This window comes from Paenibacillus sp. SEL1 (genome assembly GCF_054602535.1).
The window spans coordinates 2,586,008-2,609,609 of the sequence record NZ_CM137723.1 but is presented as its reverse complement, the minus strand read 5'-3'; the positions used below and the strand labels follow the sequence as shown (position 1 = coordinate 2,609,609).

The 23,602-nt window shown below is 47.7% G+C and carries 21 protein-coding genes; 6 read left to right on the top strand and 15 right to left on the bottom strand.

Annotation, left to right across the window (positions count from 1 at the left end; genetic code table 11):
* Positions 1-79: 79 nt before the first annotated feature.
* Positions 80-2,263 (bottom strand): alpha-galactosidase, encoded by a 2,184-nt coding sequence (locus ACYCSE_RS11960; protein WP_459702340.1) that lies wholly within the window; start codon positions 2,261-2,263, stop codon positions 80-82.
* 241 nt (positions 2,264-2,504) lie between these two features.
* On the opposite strand from ACYCSE_RS11960, the gene ACYCSE_RS11955 reads away from it, so the two are divergent.
* Positions 2,505-3,344 carry an AraC family ligand binding domain-containing protein gene (locus tag ACYCSE_RS11955; RefSeq protein ID WP_459702339.1) on the top strand — a complete coding sequence of 280 codons (840 nt, stop codon included), beginning with the start codon at positions 2,505-2,507 and terminating at the stop codon, positions 3,342-3,344.
* Between the two features lie 164 nt (positions 3,345-3,508).
* Here ACYCSE_RS11955 and ACYCSE_RS11950 read toward each other — a convergent pair whose 3' ends face one another.
* Genes ACYCSE_RS11950 through ACYCSE_RS11940 form a run of 3 tightly spaced genes read right to left on the bottom strand, consistent with a single transcriptional unit; the run spans position 3,509 to position 5,653 of the window.
* Positions 3,509-4,390: a MetQ/NlpA family ABC transporter substrate-binding protein gene (locus tag ACYCSE_RS11950; RefSeq protein ID WP_013308586.1), complete on the bottom strand. Its 882-nt coding sequence runs from the start codon at positions 4,388-4,390 to the stop codon at positions 3,509-3,511.
* Between the two features lie 25 nt (positions 4,391-4,415).
* Positions 4,416-5,186, bottom strand: a complete 771-nt coding sequence (locus tag ACYCSE_RS11945; protein WP_459702338.1) for an SDR family NAD(P)-dependent oxidoreductase — start codon at positions 5,184-5,186, stop codon at positions 4,416-4,418.
* Positions 5,187-5,191: 5 nt separating this feature from the next.
* Positions 5,192-5,653, bottom strand: a complete 462-nt coding sequence (locus ACYCSE_RS11940; RefSeq protein WP_029515967.1) for an S-ribosylhomocysteine lyase — start codon at positions 5,651-5,653, stop codon at positions 5,192-5,194.
* A 276-nt stretch (positions 5,654-5,929) separates the two neighbouring features.
* On the opposite strand from ACYCSE_RS11940, the gene ACYCSE_RS11935 reads away from it, so the two are divergent.
* Entirely contained in the window at positions 5,930-6,730 is an 801-nt protein-coding gene (locus ACYCSE_RS11935) for a GTP pyrophosphokinase (protein WP_459702336.1), read from the top strand.
* 157 nt (positions 6,731-6,887) lie between these two features.
* On the opposite strand, the gene thrS is transcribed toward ACYCSE_RS11935, so the two are convergent.
* Positions 6,888-8,801, bottom strand: coding sequence for a threonine--tRNA ligase (gene thrS, locus ACYCSE_RS11930; protein WP_013308583.1), 1,914 nt, complete (start codon positions 8,799-8,801; stop codon positions 6,888-6,890).
* Positions 8,802-9,305: 504 nt separating this feature from the next.
* Here thrS and ACYCSE_RS11925 point away from each other — a divergent pair.
* A complete protein-coding gene (locus ACYCSE_RS11925) occupies positions 9,306-9,446 on the top strand; it encodes a DUF3995 domain-containing protein (protein ID WP_459702506.1) in 141 nt (46 codons plus the stop codon).
* Positions 9,447-9,463: 17 nt separating this feature from the next.
* Here the strand turns inward: ACYCSE_RS11925 and ACYCSE_RS11920 are convergent, their stop codons facing one another.
* A complete protein-coding gene (locus tag ACYCSE_RS11920) occupies positions 9,464-10,687 on the bottom strand; it encodes an MFS transporter (RefSeq protein WP_250267334.1) in 1,224 nt (407 codons plus the stop codon).
* 189 nt (positions 10,688-10,876) lie between these two features.
* Here ACYCSE_RS11920 and ACYCSE_RS11915 point away from each other — a divergent pair, with 189 nt between their 5' ends.
* Positions 10,877-11,455 (top strand): TetR/AcrR family transcriptional regulator, encoded by a 579-nt coding sequence (locus ACYCSE_RS11915; RefSeq protein ID WP_459702334.1) that lies wholly within the window; start codon positions 10,877-10,879, stop codon positions 11,453-11,455.
* Positions 11,456-11,548: 93 nt separating this feature from the next.
* On the opposite strand, the gene ACYCSE_RS11910 is transcribed toward ACYCSE_RS11915, so the two are convergent.
* Complete coding sequence (locus ACYCSE_RS11910) at positions 11,549-11,971, bottom strand: MarR family winged helix-turn-helix transcriptional regulator (protein WP_061829988.1); 423 nt, start codon at positions 11,969-11,971, stop codon at positions 11,549-11,551.
* A 164-nt stretch (positions 11,972-12,135) separates the two neighbouring features.
* Between ACYCSE_RS11910 and ACYCSE_RS11905 the strand changes: the two genes are divergently transcribed.
* The gene (locus ACYCSE_RS11905; protein ID WP_459702505.1) at positions 12,136-13,605 is read left to right on the top strand and encodes an MFS transporter; all 1,470 of its coding nucleotides are present in this window, start codon (positions 12,136-12,138) and stop codon (positions 13,603-13,605) included.
* Between the two features lie 132 nt (positions 13,606-13,737).
* Positions 13,738-14,238, top strand: a complete 501-nt coding sequence (locus ACYCSE_RS11900; protein ID WP_459702333.1) for an NAD(+) diphosphatase — start codon at positions 13,738-13,740, stop codon at positions 14,236-14,238.
* A 166-nt stretch (positions 14,239-14,404) separates the two neighbouring features.
* Here the strand turns inward: ACYCSE_RS11900 and ACYCSE_RS11895 are convergent, their stop codons facing one another.
* The 8 genes from ACYCSE_RS11895 to ACYCSE_RS11860 all read right to left on the bottom strand — a co-directional run bounded on the left by ACYCSE_RS11895 (position 14,405) and on the right by ACYCSE_RS11860 (position 23,564).
* Positions 14,405-15,481, bottom strand: a complete 1,077-nt coding sequence (locus ACYCSE_RS11895; protein ID WP_459702332.1) for a Gfo/Idh/MocA family protein — start codon at positions 15,479-15,481, stop codon at positions 14,405-14,407.
* Positions 15,482-15,707: 226 nt separating this feature from the next.
* A complete protein-coding gene (locus ACYCSE_RS11890) occupies positions 15,708-16,121 on the bottom strand; it encodes a DUF350 domain-containing protein (RefSeq protein WP_165178869.1) in 414 nt (137 codons plus the stop codon).
* 111 nt (positions 16,122-16,232) lie between these two features.
* Positions 16,233-17,648, bottom strand: coding sequence for a glutathionylspermidine synthase family protein (locus ACYCSE_RS11885; protein ID WP_459702331.1), 1,416 nt, complete (start codon positions 17,646-17,648; stop codon positions 16,233-16,235).
* 1 nt (position 17,649) lies between these two features.
* Positions 17,650-17,988 (bottom strand): hypothetical protein, encoded by a 339-nt coding sequence (locus ACYCSE_RS11880; RefSeq protein ID WP_023986799.1) that lies wholly within the window; start codon positions 17,986-17,988, stop codon positions 17,650-17,652.
* Positions 17,988-18,545, bottom strand: a complete 558-nt coding sequence (locus ACYCSE_RS11875) for a hypothetical protein (RefSeq protein WP_459702330.1) — start codon at positions 18,543-18,545, stop codon at positions 17,988-17,990. Before ACYCSE_RS11875 ends, ACYCSE_RS11880 begins: the two co-directional genes overlap by 1 nt.
* Positions 18,546-18,635: 90 nt before the next feature.
* Positions 18,636-19,541 (bottom strand): M15 family metallopeptidase, encoded by a 906-nt coding sequence (locus ACYCSE_RS11870; RefSeq protein ID WP_459702329.1) that lies wholly within the window; start codon positions 19,539-19,541, stop codon positions 18,636-18,638.
* Between the two features lie 151 nt (positions 19,542-19,692).
* Positions 19,693-20,418, bottom strand: a complete 726-nt coding sequence (locus ACYCSE_RS11865) for a phosphoribosylglycinamide synthetase (protein ID WP_459702328.1) — start codon at positions 20,416-20,418, stop codon at positions 19,693-19,695.
* A gap of 20 nt (positions 20,419-20,438) precedes the next feature.
* The gene (locus tag ACYCSE_RS11860) at positions 20,439-23,564 is read right to left on the bottom strand and encodes a DEAD/DEAH box helicase (protein WP_459702326.1); all 3,126 of its coding nucleotides are present in this window, start codon (positions 23,562-23,564) and stop codon (positions 20,439-20,441) included.
* Between the last annotated feature and the right edge of the window lie 38 nt (positions 23,565-23,602).

Sequence of the window (23,602 nt, the reverse complement as noted above, 5' to 3'; positions counted from 1 at the left end):
TGCCCCTTTTCATATAAAAAGGGGCATAACTCCATCGATTGTTTTCTCTCTTTCTGCAATTATACTGTTGTACTGATCCTTAAGCCTTACCAGGCTTTATTGCCCGAAGCCTGAACCATCCACTTTCATAGTCTTTCTGTCTGTAGAGAAGAGGGAGGCCCGACTTCATAAGCCGATCCCCCCCATGGATAGACTTTTGCCCGCTATTTCCTGACTTAACTTCATATTCGAGCTCTGGATTTAGTCCGTCAAGGCGCAGGACTCGCCAAGGCGCGTTCGGGACAGCCATCACTTGGAAATAGTAGACGATGGCATCCACTTGGTCTTCAGAAACAAACATCCAAGCCGATTCGTTATCTTCAAACGGGTTGTTTAAGCGATACAAGTCACCTTTTTGTACTAAGCCACGTATCTGCTTGTATACTGCGATTTGGCGTTTGACCGTCTCTTTTTCCTCATCGGTGAATTTCGTGAGATCAAGCTCATATCCAAAATTTCCTGACATGGCCACATCACCTCGAAAATCAAGGGGTGTTATGCGTCCAACTTGATGGTTCGGAACTGCCGACACATGCGCTCCGATGGCGCTTACAGGATAGACAAGGCTAGTTCCATATTGAATCTTCAGACGTTCCACCGCATCGGTATTATCACTAGTCCATACTTGAGGCATGTAGTAAAGCATGCCTGGGTCAAAACGTCCTCCGCCACTTGAACAGCTCTCGAAAAGAATATGCGGAAATTCGGTGGTGATACGCTCCAACAGCTCATACAATCCAAGAACATAGCGATGGGCAGTTTCAGATTGGCGCTCTGGCGGCAGAGCTGCGGAACCGATTTCCGTCAGGCAGCGATTCATATCCCATTTCACGTAAGAAACTGGGGCGCTGGAGAAAATGGCAGCCAGCGAATCGTAGATGTAGTCACGTACTTCCTTGCGAGTATAGTCCAGCACTAGCTGCCATCGAGCTTCGCTGCGTCGCCGTCCTGGAACGTGAAGGCACCAATCTGGATGCTTCCGGTACAATTCACTGTCTGGGGAGATCATCTCCGGCTCAAACCAGAGTCCAAATTTAAGCCCCAATTGATTGATGCGTTTCGCGACATCGGCAAGTCCGTCTGGCAGCTTCCGACGATCCTCGTACCAATCACCGAGAGACGAATTGTCAGAATCCCGTTTTCCAAACCAACCATCATCCAAGACAAAAAGTTCGATGCCTAGCTCTGCCCCCTCCTTCGCTATCGATACCAGCTTATCTGCATTGAAGTCAAAATAGGTAGCTTCCCAGTTATTGACCAGAATAGGGCGTTCTTCATCCCGATATTTCCCTCGGCAAAGACGAGTCCGATACAAGCGATGATATGTACGCGACATTTCTCCCAGCCCTTGACCAGAGTAAACCATAACGGCTTCTGGCGTTTGGAAGCTCTCACCTGGGCTCAGTAACCACGAAAAATCAAAGGAGTTCACGCCGATGCTAAACCGTGTAGAGCCGAATGAATCTATTTCTGCTCCCGCCTCAAAGCCCCCGCTGTACACGAGGCTAAAGCCGAATACCTCACCATAGCTTTCCGTTGTTCCCCCAGTGACCAATGCAGCAAAAGGGTTGAGTTGATGGCTGCTCATGCCCCTTTTACTATCAATTCGGGTTTCACCTTGAAGAATCGGTTTGCGGGTAATATTCCCCTCCCGAGCCCATGCTCCCGAAAGATACATGAACTCTAAATCGCTTTTACCTGAAAAATCGACACTGGCACTTAGAGCACGGAGAAGCCGAAGGTTCTTGGCTCCCGCATTACTCAAACGAGCCGAACGAGTAATTACGTTTCGATCCGTGAATACGGTATAAAGAAGAACAACTTTAAGGCCTGAAAAGTCATCTTGTAACTCCAGTTCCAGCGTATCCGCTTCGTCTTCATTTTCGGTATATACGGCCGGAAGCCCGGTTAATGATGGCTTTCCCTTAGTGATCCGGTAGCCAATATACTTTAACTCCGTGATACGAGTTCCATCCTCAAGCTCTACTTGATACGCCGGGTTACGGAAGTCCCCGCTCCCATACTGCGGATATTCTTGCGGTAGCCGATCCAATCCAGCCGTCGCGGGAGTGTGAAGCAATAGGTCAGCCATGGGTTCGCGGTGCTTCAACCTGCCTCCCCAATATACATGTACAGGAAATCCATCCACAATCTGAATAATATAACTCATGCCCGACGACTGCAAATGAAACAGCCCCGTTTGCTCTTGAACAATGATACCCATGGAAAAATAACCCCTTCCTCTAGATCATACCTCTCGGAAATCCGCACCTAAAAAGGTACATAGAAGAACCTTTTTGTAACAGCCATCAACTAAGTTCACATGGTGTAAAGCTTGATAATCTCCTCATAATATTCGCAATAGGTTCTATAGAAATGATATATTAATTTTAGATATGAAGTACATGGCATGGTGCTCACTATTTATGTTACAATGCTTGATAATTTACATAAGGAGATTTAGCGTGATAGAATATTTGCCGCGTAGTAAACAGCATTCTGAATTGTATCTAACTCAGTTTGGCATAGAGGAATGCATACCGAGTCACTTTTTTGGACCTGCGATAAGAGATCACTATCTGCTTCATTATATTTTGGACGGAGAAGGTACCTTCGAGGTCAGTGGGTTCAGTTATCGCTTGCGGAAAGGACAGTGGTTTCTAATCTGCCCCCAGGTCATTACTTATTATCAAGCCGATGTAGTGAATCCTTGGTCTTATTGCTGGTTTGGATTTGACGGGGCACTGGCAGAAACACTCCTCAAGCAAGCAGGTCTAACGATGACGCGTCCAATCCTCAACTTTGAAGGAGACCATTTGATTCATCAGTATTTGCAGCGAATGAACGAATCAAGTGAATGCCATAAAGCTCGGGAAACCAGACTGACAGGTCTGCTTTGCTTAATGATATCGGAGCTTATAGAATTCGGTCCGGTAACACCTCCCGAACAAAAGGAAAGCCGATCGGAAATTTACGTGGAAAAAGTGAAGGATTTTATCGAAATGAATTATGCTCAGAAAATTACCATTGAGCACATTGCAAATTTTATCGGACTCAATCGAAGCTATTTATGTTCGTTATTCAAACAACAAGTGAACACAAGTATTCAGGATTATTTGGTTCGCTATAGAATCAACAGAGCATGTGAAATGATGGGAAACGCTGAACTTTCGATCGGTGATATTTCCCGTTCAGTCGGCTATAATGACCCTTTACTCTTCTCAAAAATTTTTAAAAAGGTAAAGGGACTCTCCCCCAAACATTATCGAACCGAAACCCATACTCAAACTCAAGCCGATTACTAAAAATACAATCGCTGACTCATGTGGAAGATGGGAGACATCAACTCAACGTTCGTCACATATTCGGCGTGGACTCTAAGAGCAGAGATGACTTCTACCCGGCTACCGTTACGAGGCCCCTTACGAACAAAAGAGGTCAACCAGAAAAACTGGCTGACCTCATAAGTTTATTTTGTAGTTTGTCCTTCCAAATAAGAAACCGGCTCTTTAACCTCTACTTTAGTGCCGCCAAATTCATCTTTAATGTATTTTTGAGTATCCTCGTTATGATAGAGATCCGCTAACTTTTGCAGCCCTTTGTCATTCGCCTTATCAGATGAAGTAACCAGGACGTTAATATTATTTTTGGTTGCCTGACTGATCTCCTCATGGAACAAGGAATCTTTCAGTACATTCAGACCCCCTTCTAAAGCAATCGTATTCCCAATCAGCACCAAGCCTACATCTTGAATCACGCGTGGTCCTGTTTTGTCATCAATTAGTTCAAATTTCAGGTTTTTAGGATTGCTAGTAATATCATTGACTGTACCCAAGGCATCATTAAAGTCAGCCTTAAGCTTAATCAAACCGGATGCTTCCAATAACTTTAAACCTCTTGCCGTATTGGCTGGGTTATCTGCCAAAGCTACCAGGGCCCCGTCGGTCACTTCATCGATGCTTTTGAATTTTTGCGAATAAATCCCCATGGGCTCCAGGTAGGTTGTGGCTATAGCCTTCAAATCAGCTTTGCTCTCTTTGTTATAGCTAACCAGGTACGCCCACGATTGGAATGCATTCACGTCTACTTCGCCTTCTTTGGTCGCATTGTTCGTTTCGATTCCGCCGTTAATTTCTTTCACTTCAATGTCCAGCTTGGCATCCTTGGCGGCCTGGGACTGGGCAATATGCTTCCAGATCTGGGCGTCAGAGCCCATGGAGCCGATGACTACTTTTTGCGTTTCCGAACCGGAAGCGGCGCTGGAGCCATTGCTGTCTGAACTTTTATTACCGCATCCTGCAGCAACCAATAATAAACTAATCCCTAATAGTAAAACGAACGATTTCTTCATGTTGTTTTCCCCCAGATCATGTATGCTAGTGCATCGTCATTCCACCTGTAACATTAATCGCTTGTCCTGTCATATATGCTGAGAGCGGACTGGCCAGAAACAGCACCACATTGGCAACATCCTCCACCTCAGCCGTTCTCCCCAAAGGTACCTGTGAACAATCTTCTTCGTATATTTCTTGAGCGGTCATTCCGCGAATGACGCCCCCTTCAATCCGTTCACGATGCTTCATCGGTGTTTCTACGATACCTGGACAAACCGCATTCACCAAAATTTGATGCGGAGCAAGCTCAATGGCCATCACCTTGGTCAAGCCGAGAACCGCATGTTTGGATGCACAATATCCGCCCATGGCCCGATATCCATTTTTTCCAGCCTGCGAAGCAATTTGGATAATTCGTCCTGGTTTGCGCGCATTCACCATTTCCTGGGCAAACCGTTTGGACGCTACATACAGCCCAGTTGAATTGATCGAAAATACTTTCTCCCAATCAGCCAACTCACTATCAATGACATAATCCATCGTAGAAGTACCTGCGCAGTTCACCAATATGTCAGGAACTCCCGTTTCGCTGATTAGTAGATCGCACCATCTTTCGATATCATCCGGTTTCGATATGTCCAATTGCGTTTCAACCAACTGTGGATTGACCACTCTATACGGCTCTTCATAAGAAATATCAGCAGAAATCACTTTAGCTCCGCTTTGAATGAAAAGCTCTACAATTCCCTTGCCTATGCCTGACTTGCCGCCTGTCACTACCGCTGTCTGATGAGATAGGTCAATCGAAATCATAGATTTTAAAGTACTCTTTCGAAAGGATCGCGGCTAATACCAGCTTCCAATACAATCTTCACATATTCCTGCGCGGAAAAAAGAGAGTGGTCCTTGTAGTTCCCACATTCCAAAGCAGTAACAGCCGGAACCTCTGTCGTTTCCAGAATTCTTTTCAAGGTTTTTTCCAAAGCGAGTGCAATTTCCTCAGGCTCGTGTTCATTCCATAAAATCAAGTAGAACCCCGTTCTGCATCCCATAGGAGAGATATCAATAATTCCTTTGATTTCATCTCTCAGGTACGTTGCTAATAAGTGCTCCAGCGTATGTACAGCAGCTGTAGGAAGTGCATCTTCATTGGGTTGCAAAAATCTCAAGTCATACTTTTGTACTGTGCTTCCTTTTTCGTCATGCTCTACTCCCGCTGCTCTTACATAAGGAGCCTTTACAATCGTGTGATCTAATTGAAAACTTTCTACTTTTGCCATTTTTCTTTTCCTCTTTTCTGTAATTTATATTTTTAATCTAATGATGGATACTCTACATTTGTGATTTTTTCAAAAGAATTAAATGCTCCAAATCAGCATTTTTGTAATTATACATCGGATTACTCGGTTTTACCACTATAATTCTTGTCGTATTTCTTTTTTCTTTGATCGTCTCTCCTTTGCCTGTAGGTTTTGACATAGTGTACAATGTATACGATAATGCATTTTTACGAAAAAGATCGAGGACATCATAAGCCTCATTTAGGAGAATGCTCTGTGAATGAACCGGATTGGAAGCACCTGAATGCTGTCCCATTACCCTTGCAGGAATTTCAGCTACAGCTGGATCAAAACAGTGTCGACGCCAAGCAACTAGAGGAGTGGAGAAAGATTCCCGTCCTTTATCAGCTCGCTTTGGAGGAATTAAAGAATAAAATTAAGCTGATTCAGACGGAATGGAAGCTGTTAGACGGTTTTAGCCCGATTGAGCATATTAAAACCCGGATCAAAGAACCCCACAGCATCGTGGAAAAGGTTCGGCGCAAAGGGCATGAAGTCACCTTGGACAATATATTGCGTGAAATTCATGATATCGCTGGAATGCGCGTGGTATGCGCTTTTGTGAAAGATATTTATCGTCTGATGGATCATCTTCACACACGGGAAGACATTCGTATTCTGGAGGTCAAGGACTATATAGCCCATCCTAAGCCCAACGGCTACCAGAGCCTGCATGTCATTGTGGAAATTCCGCTGATCCTGTTTGAAGGCACACGCTGGATCAAGGTTGAAATTCAATTGCGCACATTGGCTATGGATTTCTGGGCCAGTATGGAGCATATTTTGTACTATAAGTTCGATAAGAAAGTGCCTGAACATGTCGTTAATGGATTGACCGAAGCTGCACGTGCAACCTACGAGCTGGATCAGAAAATGCTGAAGTTGCGCGGCGAAATATTATCGCTTAGCGAGGAACAGGATGCGGAAGAATCCCCGGCCAAACAATCCGAAGAGACGTCCTTGAAGACACTCTCCCTCCCTGTAGATCACGCCACTTCACGGCCACAAACCTGCTAAGTATTTGTGTACAAGATAATTTAAGAATTCAGTTGAGTCTGCAACAACTATGGTTCAGTCTTACGCTGGACTCTTATGTATTGGGTACAAAAAAGAGCCATCAAAACCACGTTCATCATGGTTTTGATGGCTCTTTTACACATTTTCCGATCAAATATTACTGTTTCTCGCGAATCTCTGTGCTGATTTTCTCAACGATGTCCGCAATGCTGAGTGATCCCAGATCGCCTTCGCCGCGTTTACGAACCGCTACAGTACCGGTTGTTTTTTCATTTTCCCCGATAACGAACATATATGGAACCTTCTCCAATTGCGCCTCGCGGATTTTATAACCAAGCTTCTCATTGCGAGTATCCACTTCGACGCGCAGACCTGCTTTCAGCAACGCATCCTGTATCTCATTAGCAGTCTCGATATAGTTCTCGGATACAGGCAGCAGCTTCGCATGAACAGGAGCCAACCACAATGGGAATGCACCTGTAAAATGCTCAGTCAGGATGCCCATGAAGCGGTCAATCGAACCGTAGATGGCACGGTGAATAACGACTGGACGGTGCTTCTGGTTGTCCTCGCCCACATAAGTGAGGTCGAATTTTTCAGGCATTTGGAAGTCCAATTGGATCGTTCCGCACTGCCAGCTGCGTTTGAGCGCATCGAGAATGTGGAAGTCAATTTTCGGACCGTAAAATGCTCCATCTCCCGCATTAATACGGTAGTTGATGCCCAGGTGATCCAGCACGTTTTGCAGAGCTTGTTCCGCTTGATCCCACAGTGCTGGCTCGCCCATAAAGTCATCTGGACGTGTGGACAATTCCACTGTGAAGTCAAAGCCAAACACACTATACATTTCGTTAATCAGCTTAATTACGTCTGTAATTTCTTGTTCAATCTGACCTGGTGTGACGAAAATATGCGCATCATCCTGACAGAATGTACGAACACGCATCATACCGTTCAACGCGCCGGACAGCTCATGGCGATGCACTTGTCCAAATTCGGCTATACGAATTGGCAGATCGCGGTAAGAGTGAAGCTCATTTTTAAACACAAGCATATGCCCTGGGCAGTTCATCGGTTTCAGAGCAAATGTAGTTTCATCCACTTCGGAGAAGTACATGTTCTCCTTGTAATGCTCATAGTGTCCCGATTGTTCCCACAGACGGTTGTTCATCATCAGCGGTGTACGTACTTCCTCATAGCCATGCAGACGTTGAATGTCACGGGAGTAATCTTCCAATGCAGTGCGGACAACCATACCTTTAGGCAGGTAGAACGGCATGCCCGGTGCTTCTTCGGAGAACATGAACAGTTCCAGCTCTTTACCCAGCTTGCGATGGTCGCGTTTTTTCGCTTCCTCCAGCAAATGCAGGTGCTCATCCAGTTGTGCTTTTTTCGGGAATGCTGTTCCGTAGATACGTTGCAGCATCTTGTTGTTGGAATCGCCTCTCCAGTATGCGCCCGCTACACTCAACAGTTTAAAAGCTTTGATGCGGCCAGTAGATGGCAAATGCGGGCCACGACACAGGTCAAAAAATTCGCCTTGATCATAGATTGTAATTTCCGCTTCTTCCGGCAAATCACGAATCAGTTCCAGCTTCAGTGGATCTTCCAGCTCTCCAAAAATACGAGTGGCTTCCTCACGGCTGACCACACGACGTGTAATCGGCAGATTTTCCTGTGCGATCTTCGTCATTTCCTTCTCGATTTTGGCCAAGTCGTCAACAGACAATGGATTTTCGATATCAATGTCATAGTAGAAGCCGCTGTCGATGACCGGACCGATACCCAGTTTCACGTTTTTCTCACCGTAAATGCGTTTGAGCGCCTGAGCAAGCAAATGCGCTGTACTGTGGCGATAAATTTCCAGACCATCTGCACCGTCCAGCGTAATGATTTCAAGGTCAACGTTCTGATCCAAAACGGTGTTCAGATCTACAGCCTTCCCGTTCACTTTACCTGCTACGGCGTTCTTTTTCAGCCCGGAGCTGATCGAACCCGCCACGTCGGCGATCGTTACGCCCTGCTCGTACTCGCGTACGGCCCCATCTGGCAATTTCACTTGAATACTCACGATTAAAGCCTCCATTTCAAATTGTGTTCTATATCAAAATTGAACGCAAAAAAACGCCTCTCTCCCTCAAGGGACGAGTGCGTTCAGCTCGTGGTTCCACCCTAGTTCGGCCCGCTCCTGTGCGTACATTTATGTTCATCGGAACATGCTCATGCACGACATGCGTGACCCTCCATTGGTATCCGTTAACGGGGATAAAGCGGTAGGCGCTTACTGATGTTACTGCCAGATTGCACAGCTACATGTTCAACGTCACGGCTACAAAGGGGTAACTTCACATGCGGTTGCCGGAAAAGCTCTCAGCCTCGTCTTTTCTCTCTGAACGGCCCTTCAAGGAAATCATGTCTTTGGTCAATGCCTTGAATATCACTATATGCTACAGCATTATAGATCAAATTCGCAGGTATTTCAAGTGGGCGTTTATGTAATTTCATGCCTCCTATGCATCAGCTGGCTAAGGGAGCTCATGTGCCCATATTTACACAGCTCTAAAAACACTGTTATATAGGAGATTTCAAATGGGTAGGGTTCTTCAAGAGAAAGAAAGGAACTGTTTTTGCAAAGTGGGACACTGTGCTCTACTCGCCCCTTTGTTTTCTCTTGGGAACAGCCATTTTAATCATTATATTTTTGCGTACGGCATAGCTTAAAGCCGACCTCTATCAGGTGGTTTGTTTCTTTCGCACGTCTCCACTCGTTTCTTTCTCAGTGAAAAAGTACAGCAAAGCCAGCACAGGCAGGACGACTCCAATCAGAGAACTAAAATTCCAACCTCCTAACGCATACGACCAACCGCCTAATGATGATCCAATCGCTCCGCCTATGAAAAAAATAGACATGAATAATCCGTTCAAACGCCCTCTCGCTTCACTTCCCAAGGAGTAAATCACACGCTGTCCAAGTACAAGGTTTCCCGATACAGCCATATCCAGTGTAATCGCTGAAATAAAGAGAAGTACGAGCGCAACCGTCGAATGACTTTGAAAAAGATAGATGAGCAAAAAAGACAAGGCTGCAATGATCATAGCTAACCCGGTTAAACCTTTGCTCCAGCCTTTATCAGCCAATCTCCCGGCAATCGGGGCAGCTACTGCACCGCCTACGCCTACTAAAGCAAACAATGCAATCCCTTGTTGAGACATTCCGAAATCATCCGCCAAACGTAGAGGAACAACAGTCCAAAATAGGCTGAAGGCACCAAATAGGCAGGCTTGATACAGGGCACGGCGGCGCAGTGCAGGCGTTTGTTTTAAAAGAGTGCCTAGCGAGAAAATTAATTTACTGTAAGATACCGTAGGCACAGGCTTGCGCTCTGGAAGAGCTCGCGAGAGCAGAATCGTCAACAGCGTCAAGACAATGGCTGACAAAATAAATACGGCTTGCCATCCCCAAATGCTGGTGATAAAGCTTGCTACTGGCCGTGCGAACATAATGCCTAGCAAGAGTCCGCTCATGACATTCCCAACAACGCGGCCGCGCTGCTCTTCGGATGCTAAATAGGTGGCGTACGGCACCAGTATTTGGGCTACCACAGATCCAATTCCAATGAATAAGGATGCGGTCAGGAACAACGGGGCATTGGTGGCAAAAGCGGCAACAACCAATGCACAGACTGTGATGATTAGCGATATGACCATGAGCCGTCGATTTTCAATAATGTCGCTGAGCGGTACGATAAATAACAATCCCACCACATAACCGATTTGAGTTAAGGTGACAATGAAGCCCGCTGCTGTAGAAGAAAGACCCATAGCAACGTGAATAGGTCCTACAAGGGTTTGAGCATAGTACAGGTTGGCAACAATAAGGCCGCATGCGGCTGCCAACAAAAACATCATCCAATTTGAGATACGGTTACTTTTTAAGGCTTGTTGTTCTCTTTGCATAATAATCCTCCTCATTAATTTAAATACTAAACGTATAGTTCATTAATTCGATAATCAAATAATATACTGAACGTTTAGTTTTGTAAATAGGCAAAATCAACTTTTTTTATTTCACATGATATTTGATATACTGAACGTATAGTTTATTTTTCGCGTTTACTTATATCTGTTAAGAAGGTGAGCATTCCAGTGCAGAGCAAAAGAGGACGTCCACGTAATGTCGAGACGCAAAAATCTATCCTTAACGCTTCCTATGATCTACTGTTGGAGCAAGGCTTTGGGGCGGTTACGGTAGAAAAAATTGCTGAGCGAGCGAAAGTTAGCAAAGCCACCATTTATAAATGGTGGCCTAACAAAGCTGCAGTAGTAATGGATGGTTTCCTGTCAGCCACCATAGCAAGATTGCCCGTGCCCGACACGGGTTGTGTATTAGATGACATTCTCATTCATGCCACGAATTTAGTGCGGTTCTTAATAAGCCGAGAGGGTAAAATCATTACGGAGTTAATAGGCGAAGGGCAACTTGATTCAGGATTGTCAGAGGCATACCGGACCCGATATTTCCACCCTCGGCGACTTGAGGCCAGGCTTCTTATTGAGCGCGGAATAGAGCGCGGAGAATTGAAGGAAAATCTCGATATTGAATTATGTATCGATCTCATTTATGGGCCCGTTTTTTATCGATTGCTGGTAACTGGTTATCCATTAGACGATTCCTATGTACGACAATTAGTCATGAATGCGTTCAAAGGAATTGGCTTGGACTGAATGAGTGGCATCAAGCAGTTCTCACAGAGTATCCTCTGTGAGGGCTGCTTTTTCTTTTACCTGCCACGATCCTCTGGCTAATTCTTTATTTGTTTATTCGTCAGGGTCTATACTAATCTTTTGCAGTAAGTCGATAAGAAGATCCTCTTCCTCTTCGGATAGTTTATGGACAAGGCTGACATTGAGCTCGTCCAATATTCCTTGTAAGACAGGGGCAAACTCTAACGCCTTGGCCGTGGGAGATACAAGATAGGAACGGCGGTCATTTGGGTCCGTTTTCCGTTCAATATAGCCTGATTCCTCCAATTGTTTCACAGAGCGCGCCGTGGTTGCCTTGTCAAATTTAAGTTCATTCGTCAACTGCTCTTGTGTAATGCCCGGTCGCTGCAAAATGAGCTTTAAAAAGCTGTGTTGTCCTCCACTGCCGATTCCGTAAGGGCCCAGTTTTTTGGACAGTATTTTTTGATTTCGACGGTACAAGTGGGAAATTAGCTTTCCAATCGGTTTTTTTCTCATCAAATACACCTCATTGGCTTGAAAATGACAAATCCCCAGTTGGGACCAAAGCAAAGTTTACAACAATATTGTTGCGTGCGCAACTAATTTGCTGTACACTAGAACCGTTCATTTAGTTGCGCGTGCAACTAAATAGAAATTGTTAACGATAACGAGGTGTAATGATGAGTTCAACTGCTACAACGGCTACAACCTATCAAGAGAATATCGAAGTCCAGAAGAAACGTTGGCTGATTTTAATTGTTTTGAATCTGTTTACATTTATGTCCACATTGGATGGAAGCATCGTCAATATCGCTCTTCCTGTGTTGTCTCGCACGTTACATTTACCCGTGGCACAGATTGAATGGGTGACAACCGCCTATTTAATGGCGATATGTACCGCTATCTTATTTTTTGGCAAGCTTGGAGATATCGTCGGTAAAATCAAAATATTCAAAATCGGCACAATCGTATTCATTCTCGGCTCCCTAATGTGCGGTCTTAGCTCTTCGCTTTCTATGCTGCTGATTTCCCGTATTATTCAAGCATTTGGAGCGTCTATGACCATGGCGAACAGCCAGGGGATCGTGACAGATATCTTCCCGTCCAATGAACGGGGCAAAGCACTTGGCCTCATTGGAACCTTCGTTTCTCTGGGCAGTATCGCCGGGCCAAGCTTGGGCGGTATTATTGTCTCGTCGCTGGGCTGGCAGTACATTTTCTGGGTCAATGTACCGGTAGGGCTGGTCGCTGTCTTTCTTGGCTGGAAGCTTCTGCCGAAGGATTTGATCAAGGTGAAAGATAAAATTGACATTCCCGGTAGCTTGGTATTTGCTATTTTTATTCTCACTTTGTTCGTCGGATTGTTGCTGGGACAGCAGGTCGGGTATGGCGACAAACGTATCGTTGCTTCGCTGGTGGTGGCTGTAGTTGCTTTTGCCATGTTCATTAGGTTGGAACTTCGTCGTCCTGGGCCGCTCTTACAGCTCGCGCTATTCAAAAATCCGTTATTTTCGCTCAGTATTTTGTGTGCTTTTCTGGTGTTCGTCGCTAACTTTTGCTTTAACATCATTTCGCCCTTTTATGCGCAGAATATGCTGAACTTGTCGCCTTTTCATGCCGGGTTCCTGCTGATGCTGCTCCCCATCTCGATGGTTATTGTGGCCCCTCTCAGCGGTGCGCTTTCCGATAAAATCGGATCTGAACTGCTTACATTCGCCGGGCTGGTCGTTATGGTCATTGCCCAAATTGGATTGGCCCAATTGCATGCAGGCAGCTCTATCCCGCTCGTGGGTCTGTGGATTGCCATGCTGGGCATTGGCAGTGGTTTATTCCAATCGCCGAACAACTCGCTGATTATGTCTACAGTACCCCGCACACAGCTCGGCTCAGCCGGGAGTGTCAATTCGCTGGTTCGCAACGTCGGTATGGTTGTGGGGATCACTTTGGCCACATCGATCCTCTTTTATATTATGAGTAAAGAGGCTGGTTATCGGGTCACCGGCTTGGTCCCGGGTCATCCAGAAGTTTTTCTGGCAGGCATGCATGTAGTCTTTATGACGTCCGCGTCCATCTGTCTTGTGGCGGCATTGTTAACAGGCTGGCGGCTGATCGGGGCTAGACGGGCAAGAACGCAGCAAGAAAAGGGATAAAGACCAAGAGAAGAAATAAAACGTCCGTAGACAGAACAATGATCAGAATTAAGATGATGAGTATTGCAGTACAAACAAGCATTAAAAGCAACATTTACAATTTTAAAAATGGGATACAAGGGTGGAGCTTACATGAAATATTGCTATGAATGCGGAACAAAATTGATGGTGAAGGAGTGTGAAGGCGAAGGCCCTATCCCCTTTTGTCATACATGCCAGGTCTTTCGTTTCCCGATATTCAGCACTGCGATCAGTACCGCTGTATTGAATAGTCAGAGAGATAAGGTGCTGCTCATACAGCAGTACAATATTCAAGGCTTCATTTTATTGGCAGGTTATGTGAACAAGGGGGAATCCGCCGAGCAGACATTGGTGCGTGAAGTTAAGGAAGAAGTAGGATTACAAGTCGATGAGTATCAATATATGCGCAGCGAGTATTTTGAACGAAGCAATACACTGATGCTGAATTTTGTATCCATTGTGAATGACGATCAGTTAGATGTTCTTAGTACGGAGGTAGATCAAGCACATTGGTTTACACTGGAGGAAGCCAAGCAAGCTATTTTGAAAAACAGCTTAGCTGAATCCTTCTTGCTGACCATTATTGAAAAGATTGAGGCAGGATTGATTTGAAGTGATATAAGCGTGGCGATACAAAAATGATGAAAAAGATGTCTTTACAGATATACTGAATTGCTAAACCGCAAGATGGCTGCTCTTTCCAAGGAACCCTCTTGCGGGTCACAGCATGTTTATACTCTTTGTCATTGCTGGAATTTCAGCGACTCCCCTCACATCCCTACACTTCTACTAAACGTCCATTCTCTTTCCAGGATTGCAGTATTTTCTCAAGTACCCACTGGTTTTTGTAGCCGTCCTCGAATAAGGGAGCACGATCCACAGACTTTCCCCTTGCCAGCTCAACAAAATCTTCATAGGCCGTATGATTATAGATTGCAGGGACAGCCCAACTCTCGTATTCGGCACCCGGGTGTTCCAGGTCACGCAGCACAATGCGGATACTTTCCGGGTTATTGAGGCTGGCGTGCAGCGTACCAAGTTCTCCATAGATATCGACTTCGATATCGTGCCGTATGCCAATGGCATTTTTATGAGTGATAAAGGTTCCTACGGTATTGTCGCCTACGATGCCATGAAAGGCAGCGAGATCTTCCACATCCACTTTTACAGGCAGACCCGTGATCGGATCGAACCGCTCGGGTGTAATGGTATGTAGCAGCGCTGCGACACTTTTAAATTCACCCACCAGAAAACGGGCCAGATCAATGATATGTGAGGCTGTATCCCCCACTACTCCAGAACCAGCCTTGGCTAAATTGTGACGCCATGTATACGGATGCTGACGATACGGCGCAAATGCATCCATTAGATAACGAAATTGAATGTTATAGATTTTGCCCAGCTTTTGCTCATCCAGCAGTTGCTTGGTATATTGGAAGGCCGCGCCGTAACGATGCTTATAGTGAACCAGCAAAGGCACCGGATTCGCTGTATATAGCTTTTTCAACTGATCCGCTTCCTCCCATGTGAGAGTCAATGGTTTTTCTGCAAGTACAGCTTTGTGTTCTTCCAGCGCAATACGAATAATGTCAAAATGCACATCATTGGGTGTCAGCGACAGAATCGCATCTACCTCTGGGTCACGGATTAATGCTTCATAATGGGCGTACCGCTTGGAAGCAGGCAGTTGCAATTGTTCTCCGATGGCTTGAAGGCGATTGGGATTCACATCACTAACGGCCACAATAGATACCCCCGAGATGCTGTGCAGTGATCTTATGTGATATTCAGCAATAAGACCCAGGCCAATGATACCCATCCGAATTTGTTTGGTTGGGGAGGTGGAGGTACTCATATGTTCAGAATTCCCTTCTCTTCTATTTGGTTTGAACTCTGTAGCAAATTCCTTTTGCTATGCAGTATCACCCGTTGCTTTATAGAATAGTCCCCACAGGAAGTGATCGTTGCAACCTTCAATTCAACAGTCTGATGCCGGGCAGGGAATACAATGTTCCATAAAAAAGGATCTGCAGCTCCGTTGTCCGGTATTGCAGATCCTTGGTATTCCTTCTCTATGTCGACTACATCAAAAATGTACCTACCACAAAAGACACCCCGACGATGATCGAGCGCAGCAGCTGTGCCAAAGCCACATTGCCTTTGGCAATTTCCTCGCACACCTTGGTACGCGGCGTCACCAGATCAAAAATCACATAGACCAGACACAGCACTACAATACCTACGGCCGACCAGGTCAGCATTTCGAGCCATGAATGACTGCTGTACGACACCATCCCCACGATGATACACAGACCTAGCAGCTTTGCACCCATATAGATGCCTGCCGCCTCATTGCCGCGTGCGATTTCTTGATTATCGTTATAACGTGTCAGCAAGCTGAACACAAAATAACCTACGATTAAGATGGCAAATAGGATAAGCAGGCCGATACCTACATTGCCCAATGCGTTGCCCAAACTGATATAAGAGTCCAATTTTCTTCCTCCTTAGGATACTTCAGGATTTTGCCAAATCCTCACTTGTGAAAATGAACAGATATGTTCGAATATTGTACATTTTTTAATTCAGCTTATATAATGTGCGGATTAGGAGAGTGCGGTGGCAACGGCGGCGCAATAGTAGGCCATATCACCTGTTACCTTTTCACCGATTCGCGGCAGGACACCCGCAAAACGCCCCCCGATCACGAATATACCTGTTAACACATAGCCATGAAATAATCCTTCGTCGGTCTGTACCTCTGCACTCTGCATCGGCCACAGCCGCTGATAAATCTTAGGCTGTCCCTCGTAATAAGCGGCAATATGTGCGGCTTCCTCCTGCTCAGGCGTTCGTGGAGCGTCAGCTTGGTGAAGCAGATCAGGGGTGTCAGTCTCCGCAGGTTCAACCGCTCCCAAGGCGCCTTTCAGCATCTCCTCGGATTGAGGATGTTCAATCAAGTGCGTCCCTTTACCCTCCCGTCCCCATATACCTTTGGCCACATAAGGCTCTTTATTTTGCATAAACACCGAGGGCTCAAAATACGTAGGCAGCAGGTAGGTTCGTATCACCTCCAGCTCGCGATCGTCAAACAAACGAAAGCCACAGAACTCTGGTGTCTGCTCATTGCGCTCATACAGTGACCACACGGTTGCGGTGAACCCTTTGCTTTGGGTAATGATATGCTGTGGCGGGTTGATTAATCCTATTTTCCCGTCTGCCACGATATCCATTAGCGCCTGCCCCACCTCAAGCCCCGTATTCTCTTCCCGGTCATCAATTAGATATTCCAGCGGATACAGGCGATAGAGAATGTGGATCTGCTCTCCCCGGTGATACAATCCTTCATTCGGGATAATCTCCAGTTCTTCCAAAGGAGCATAAACGACTTCGAATCCGGCTTGTTCACATAAATGCATAATATATTTGGTGTTGGTCTGATCCTCGATGTGCCAGTCATAGCAAGCAAAATACACCTTTGTCCCTAATCCCTTGCGACTATAAAAATGAATGAGCTCCGTCAAGGCAGACTGAATCGCCTCGTCCATTCCAGATGAGGGTCCATGTAGTGCATTGTCATCCTCCGACATTCCATCCCTACTCAGCATCTCCAGCAGCTTTCCTTCGAGATAAGCCACCTCGGGAATCCCGGTTGGGGTATCGGTGTTATTCTCAATGCACTTGATACCCGCTTCCCCCACAATCCAGTCCTGGCGGGTTATCCCATCCGGCTCGGCCTCCATACGTGCAGCACGCAGCAAGCCCGGATGAATCCCCAACCGTTCCACCAGGTATTCATCCGGCATATAGCGCTGAACGAATTGCTGAACCTTGCGATAAATACGATGTACCGCCTCAGAAGCAACCTGAAGCTCTGCCAGCTCGCTTTCCCGATATACCGTTAAGGCCGGCACGCAATAGGATTTGCCATACATGCGGTGATACGGGATGATACGGCTGATTTCACCCTTAAAAAGCTCATCATGTTCATAAGGCAATTGCCGAATCGTACGCATGCTCATCTTAACCCCCAGAGAAAAAGCCGCTGCGTGAGCCGCTGCTGCCAAAACCGCTGTGTGAGCTGGAAGATGAGGATGAGCTTTTGCGGTATGAGCTGGAAGATGAACGACTGCTATGGTATGAGGAGCCTCCACTATAATAAGTCGATCCGCCATAGTAATACCCGCTGCTGCCTGAATCCCGACACGCCGTTTGTTCCGATACAGGAAGCTCATCGCAGTCATAATACTCGTCGTCACCGCACCCCGTCAGAGCAGCTGGGACAGCCAACATCAGGGCAAAAGCCGCCATCCGTGTACGAGAGCCGGGCTTAGATTTCATCTTTTCCCAAGAATGCTCCATCACAGATCGACCTCCTTCACAAACAGATGTACCTTTTTCAGCTGAGGGTCCAGTACCGAATATATAAATTCATATGTTTTGCCACCCAGTACTGTATAGTGATCTAATAGCCGTTGGGCCAACTCCAAAGTAAATACCGAACCTTCCCGCTGATCCATACTACGGAATGCAGGTTCATGCCATATCCAGTACATTGCACTGTATGTGGAAGTGTAACCTCCCTCACTGGCAAGCACGAGGTCTGTGATGGACGCACCGTAAGGCTTTGCACGTTCCCCTGTAAATTCAGTCACATAGACGGAATGATCCGTATGTTCCTCACTTTCATTCGATATATGCGACCATAGTTTGTCATGGAGACGCGTAGCGTCTACAAGCTTGCGTAGAAACAGCTCATCTCCCGATACGGATTCCCGTGTCAGGCTGCGCAGTTCCTTTTGAGTGTCTTCCGACCATTCGCGATACGTTAATGAATAATAAATGATGATTCCCTTCCCTTCCTGTACGCTTCTGTCATGAGGTTTGCAACAAATCAAAGCGCTTATGTCGTCGTTCACTATACGAGATTCTACCTTGAAAAGGTTCAATTTGGAAGAAAAATACGACAAAAAGCCGCAATCCCTAGGATTACGGCTTGGTTTTCACTGCTACAGCTTGATATTGTTCTCGTCGAAATATTCCTCCAGCGTCATCCCCTGCTTGGCTACATCCTCCGCAATGTCTATTCCCACATAACGGATATGCCAAGGCTCGTACACATAGCCGGTCACATCTTCCTTACCCTTCATATAACGAATAATAAATCCGTATTCCGGTGCATGTTTTTCCAGCCATTCGCCTTCCTTGGAAGCTCCGAAGGACTGCTCCAGCACATTACCCACGCTTGGACTGGATACATCAATGGACAAACCTGTCTGATGCTCACTCGTACCCGGTACAGCGCTAACTTTAGAGGCATATTCCTGCCCCTTTGTCTTTACATTGTTGTTGAAAATAGATACCTGACGCTTATAGGAACGGTATCCCGATACCGCACGCAGCTCAATACCGTCTTTTTCCGCACCGTCGAACAGCTTCTCCAGTGCCTCTGCCGCTTCCTTACGCAAATGCCGTTTTTCATGCGGTCCCTCGAAGGAAAAAGGCACCTGCGGCTCCACCAGGTCATCGGGGACATAGCCTACAGGCAAGCTACGCTTTTTGTTCACAACGACTGTATCAGAAGTCGCATTGGTGACAATCGCAGTTCCATCCTCTTCCTTAACCGTGGCTTGCAGCGCATTCTGGCTTCGCAACGCCATCACAGGTTCGGCCTGTCCACTTCCTGTACCCGCAGAGGCTTGTCCAGCGCTAGTGCTGCCATTGCCCGCATCCGGCTGGGCGGAAGGCTGTACATTCTCCTGTACCGCTGTAGATGACTTCAACGGCTCGCTTTCCTGTCCACCTGATCCACCCTGCTGGCAGGCTGACAGTAATAGCCCTGGCAGGATCAGCCCCGGAATGAGCGCTTTGGTCCATCTCTTAAATGCTCGCGTCTGTTGTATATGTCGTTTCATGCTGGTATCTCCTCCAATATTGCATTTGATGCATGACTTGCTGTGACTTTTCCGTTTCCCCATTGTAACTGAACTTTTGGCACTCTTCGAAGCCATTATCCCGTTCGATGAAGGCGAATAGACTCGAAAAAGGAAGTATATACCCGAATTGTTACGGAGTATGACGTTTTTGCGGGATTGCAGCTCGGGCCCGCTCGGCTACCCGTTCACGTATGAGTTTCAATGCCTCTTCCGCACGGGGTAAACCCGGCAGCAAATCTGTAATATCCGCTTCCTTCTTAGGAGCAAGCTTCTGCGGCAGACGAATCTCAATTGCATGAAAGCCCGCACCGGGACGATGCAATGCTCCTTCTGCGGCAGACTCCGCAATCCATTCGCTAATCGCTGCCGATCCGCTGCGTCCACCCTCTGGCCGCGAGGTAGACTCAAGCGTAGGGGATGTCCCCTGCACATGGGATAACTCCCCGGCCCAAGCACTGAAGACGTACTCCAGCAGCTCTTCCCGTGTCATTCCGATCAGTTCTAGACAGGTCTGCGGCTCGCTTTCCAGACCGGTTTGAAGAGCTTTCTTCACCTCGTCGACTACACCCACGCCATCCTCCGTGCTAGAAGTGGCTGTCTCAGCTGCTAGCTGAACGATCTCATCCAGCGATAGACAGGTTTCCCCTTGCAAAAAACGGTAGATGTCCAAAGGATCTGCTTTTAGCTGCTCCAGCCATGCTTTTCGCTGTTCGGGGTTCAGTACAGGCGCGGGGCCAGTCCATTGGACAGCATGTGTGGAAGGTACCCCCGTTGATTCGCCTTCCAACCCATTTCTGTCTAATTCCGCTATCCATTGACCGTCAGTTACTTTTAGCTTCACTCGCGGCCTCGTCATCGCCTTCATCCTTTCTCTGCTCACTCAATCCATACATCATTTTGCAACGCAATCAGACCACGCAATTCATCATCAGACATTTCGGTGAGCCAATGTTCACCAGAGCCGACAACCTGCTCGGAAAGTGCCTTTTTGCTCTCGATCAGCTCGTCAATCCGCTCCTCCAGTGTACCTTGGCAAATCAGCTTGTGCACTTGTACATTGCGGCTTTGACCAATACGGAATACACGGTCCGTCGCCTGATTTTCCACTGCTGGATTCCACCAGCGGTCATAGTGAATGACATGGCTGGCACGTGTCAGGTTCAGACCCACGCCGCCTGCACGCAGGGAAAGTACGAATATATTCGGGCCTTCTCCCTGCTGGAAGTTGTGAACAATTTCATCTCGTCTGGTTTTCGCCAGTCCTCCATGCAGAAAATACGGCTCTTCCCCGAAGATTTTGGCCAAACGAGAGACCAGCAATTCTCCCATCGACACATATTGGGTGAATATCAGCGCCGATTCGCCGTTCTCGCGAATCGTCTCTACCAATTCCAGCAGTCGCTCCATTTTGCCCGAGTTTTCCGTTTTACCACTATCAGCCCGGCCCGGAATGATCAGACCCGGATGGTCACAAATCTGCTTCAACTTGGTCAGTGAAGACAGAACAAGCCCTTTGCGAGCCATACCGATCTGCCCATCCAGTGTTCCCAATAATTGATCCACCACGCCCCGATACAATCCGGCCTGCTCTGGTGTCAGTACACAGTAGGATTTCAACTCCAGCTTCTCTGGCAAATCCTTGCGTATATCTGGGTCGCTTTTGAGTCGACGCAGCATGAACGGGGAGACGAGGCGATGAAGCTCGCGCAACGCGGACCCCCGCTCTTCTCCCGCCAGACTGTAACGCTGGCGGAACGAAGACGCCGTACCGAGGTAACCTGGATTCAGGAATTGAAAAATAGACCACAGCTCGCTCAGCCGATTTTCTACCGGAGTACCTGTCATGGCAATCCGGTGTGGAGCAGACAGCTTCATGACGCTTTGTGCTTGCTTTGTTCGTGCATTTTTTATATATTGCGCCTCATCCAACACGATGGAGGACCAGTATACCGCAGATAAATCGCTGCCGTCCCGGCCCGCCAAATGATAGGTAGTGAGGACGATATCATACTCACGTACACTTTCCTGAAACAGCTCACCGTGGAGTCGCTGGTTGCCATGGTGAATATACAGTGACAAATCCGGTGAAAAGCGCTTCAGCTCGCGCTGCCAGTTGCCGAGCAAGGACGTCGGACAGATGATCAACGCCGGACGTTGATCATCTGCGCCGATGCCACCGTCGAGTAGGCAGGTGATGACCTGAATCGTTTTACCAAGCCCCATGTCGTCCGCAAGGCAGACGCCAAAGCCCAATCCACGCATCGCAGCCAGCCATTGAAAGCCGCGCTCTTGATAGGGCCGTAATGCGCCGTGCAGTGTCTCCGGCACAGGCCGCGGCTCCACCGAACGGAGTACGCCGCCCTCAGCCAAAGACGCAAGCAATCCGGCGGATTCCGCGCCAAAGATGGACAAGCCTTTCCATGAGGCCTCGCCTGCACTTTCATTTTCTGCAGCCAGATGCATCCATTCGGACAAGCTCATCTCACCGTTTTCCCCGCGCTTGATAAAGCGCAGCACCTGACGGATTTCCTTGGGATCGACCTCGATCCATTCCCCTCCGAGACGTACATACGGCAAATTGGCCGCGACGATGCTTTCCAGTTCCTCCATCGTCAAAGTCGTATCACCCAGCACAGCCTCGGCATCAAACGAAATCATGCGGTTAATGCCGACAGACGATGTATCGGCAATCACACCATCTGGCTTGGCACCCTGCTCTGTCGAACGCATTTTGAGCCGCAAGCCTGCACGTCTTCGGCCCTCCCGGCTCCAGCGTGAAGGCATTTGCACGGTGATACCGTTCTTTTGTAGTGCAGGAACGGCTTCCGTCAGGAAGCGGAAGAACAACTCTGGCTCCAGTGTAAGCCCCTCGGGATAAGGACGATTCAACGCTTCTTGCAATATAGGTGCTGCTTCAGCCGCCTGTCCGAGCCTCATTAGCAGTTGCGTCTGCACTTGACGATATACAATTCCGCCTCGAACCAGATCACGTTCAGGATGCGCCCACAGTGCCAGAACAGGCAGTCGCAACCCCGGCTCAGCATCGCTTTCTGCCCAAAAGGTAATGCGCCAATCCTTGACACTTTCTTCCAGGGAAGGCTCCAAACGAAGGCACAACCGCAGTTGCCCTTCTATCGGTTCCTTGTCTTCCCGTTCCGTGACAGGCATTGCGCTTCCCTCAAGAGAGGACGCTTGAAGCACCAGCTCCTCCATCTCCGCGGGCGTTCCCTGAATCGCCACCGGGCGGGAACCTGTCAGTAGACTGTTCCACCACAGCTCTGCCAGCGGCGATCCTCCGCGCCGATACTCTGCGCGATATCGACCCAGCTCACGGTCTGATGCTGCCAGCACCGCGGTCGTTTCCGCATGGATGACCGCACACAAGAAGGAGTACAGCACGATTCCGGCTGCATCCTCGCGTGTTTCAGGCTCCTTACCCGCAAAAACGGCCGGAGCTGCCATACAAACAGCTGGCATCGCAGCAGCCAGCTCATGAAAGCGGCGTATGTCCTCCTCTTGACACAGTCGAGGAATCCACACCCCGACAGCCGCTTCCGGACCACGACGACGCGGTCCCGATGGACGCGCCTCTGTAAGCGATGGCGCAATTTCGCCCCGTTGCATCAGCTCTAGCGCAAAATAAGCGGCTTTTTGCCAATATTGCATTTCCTCGCCCAGCGTAATGCCCGATGCCGCACAGCCCTTCTCGTCCATGCGGGTCAGCAGTGCCATCGTCTCGCGCGGTTCCAGCGCCAAACCCTCCAATGTACGCCCCAACATGGAACGTCTTTTGCCACCTCTGCCCGCGGTTTCCACACGAGCAGTGTTCGGTATCCGTACCTCAGCAAGACGCAACGCAGCCTGCCGAAACGGCCGAAGGTCTCCCTTTAGCGTCAGCCTGCGGATTACACTGCTCCACGCATCGATACGTGGTTCCGACGTCTCACCAGAAAAGCAAAAAAACACATCTCCGAGCCATATTCCATAAAGCGGTTGATTCATATCTGTCTCCCGTCCAGCCTTTTGAATTATTACTCTTC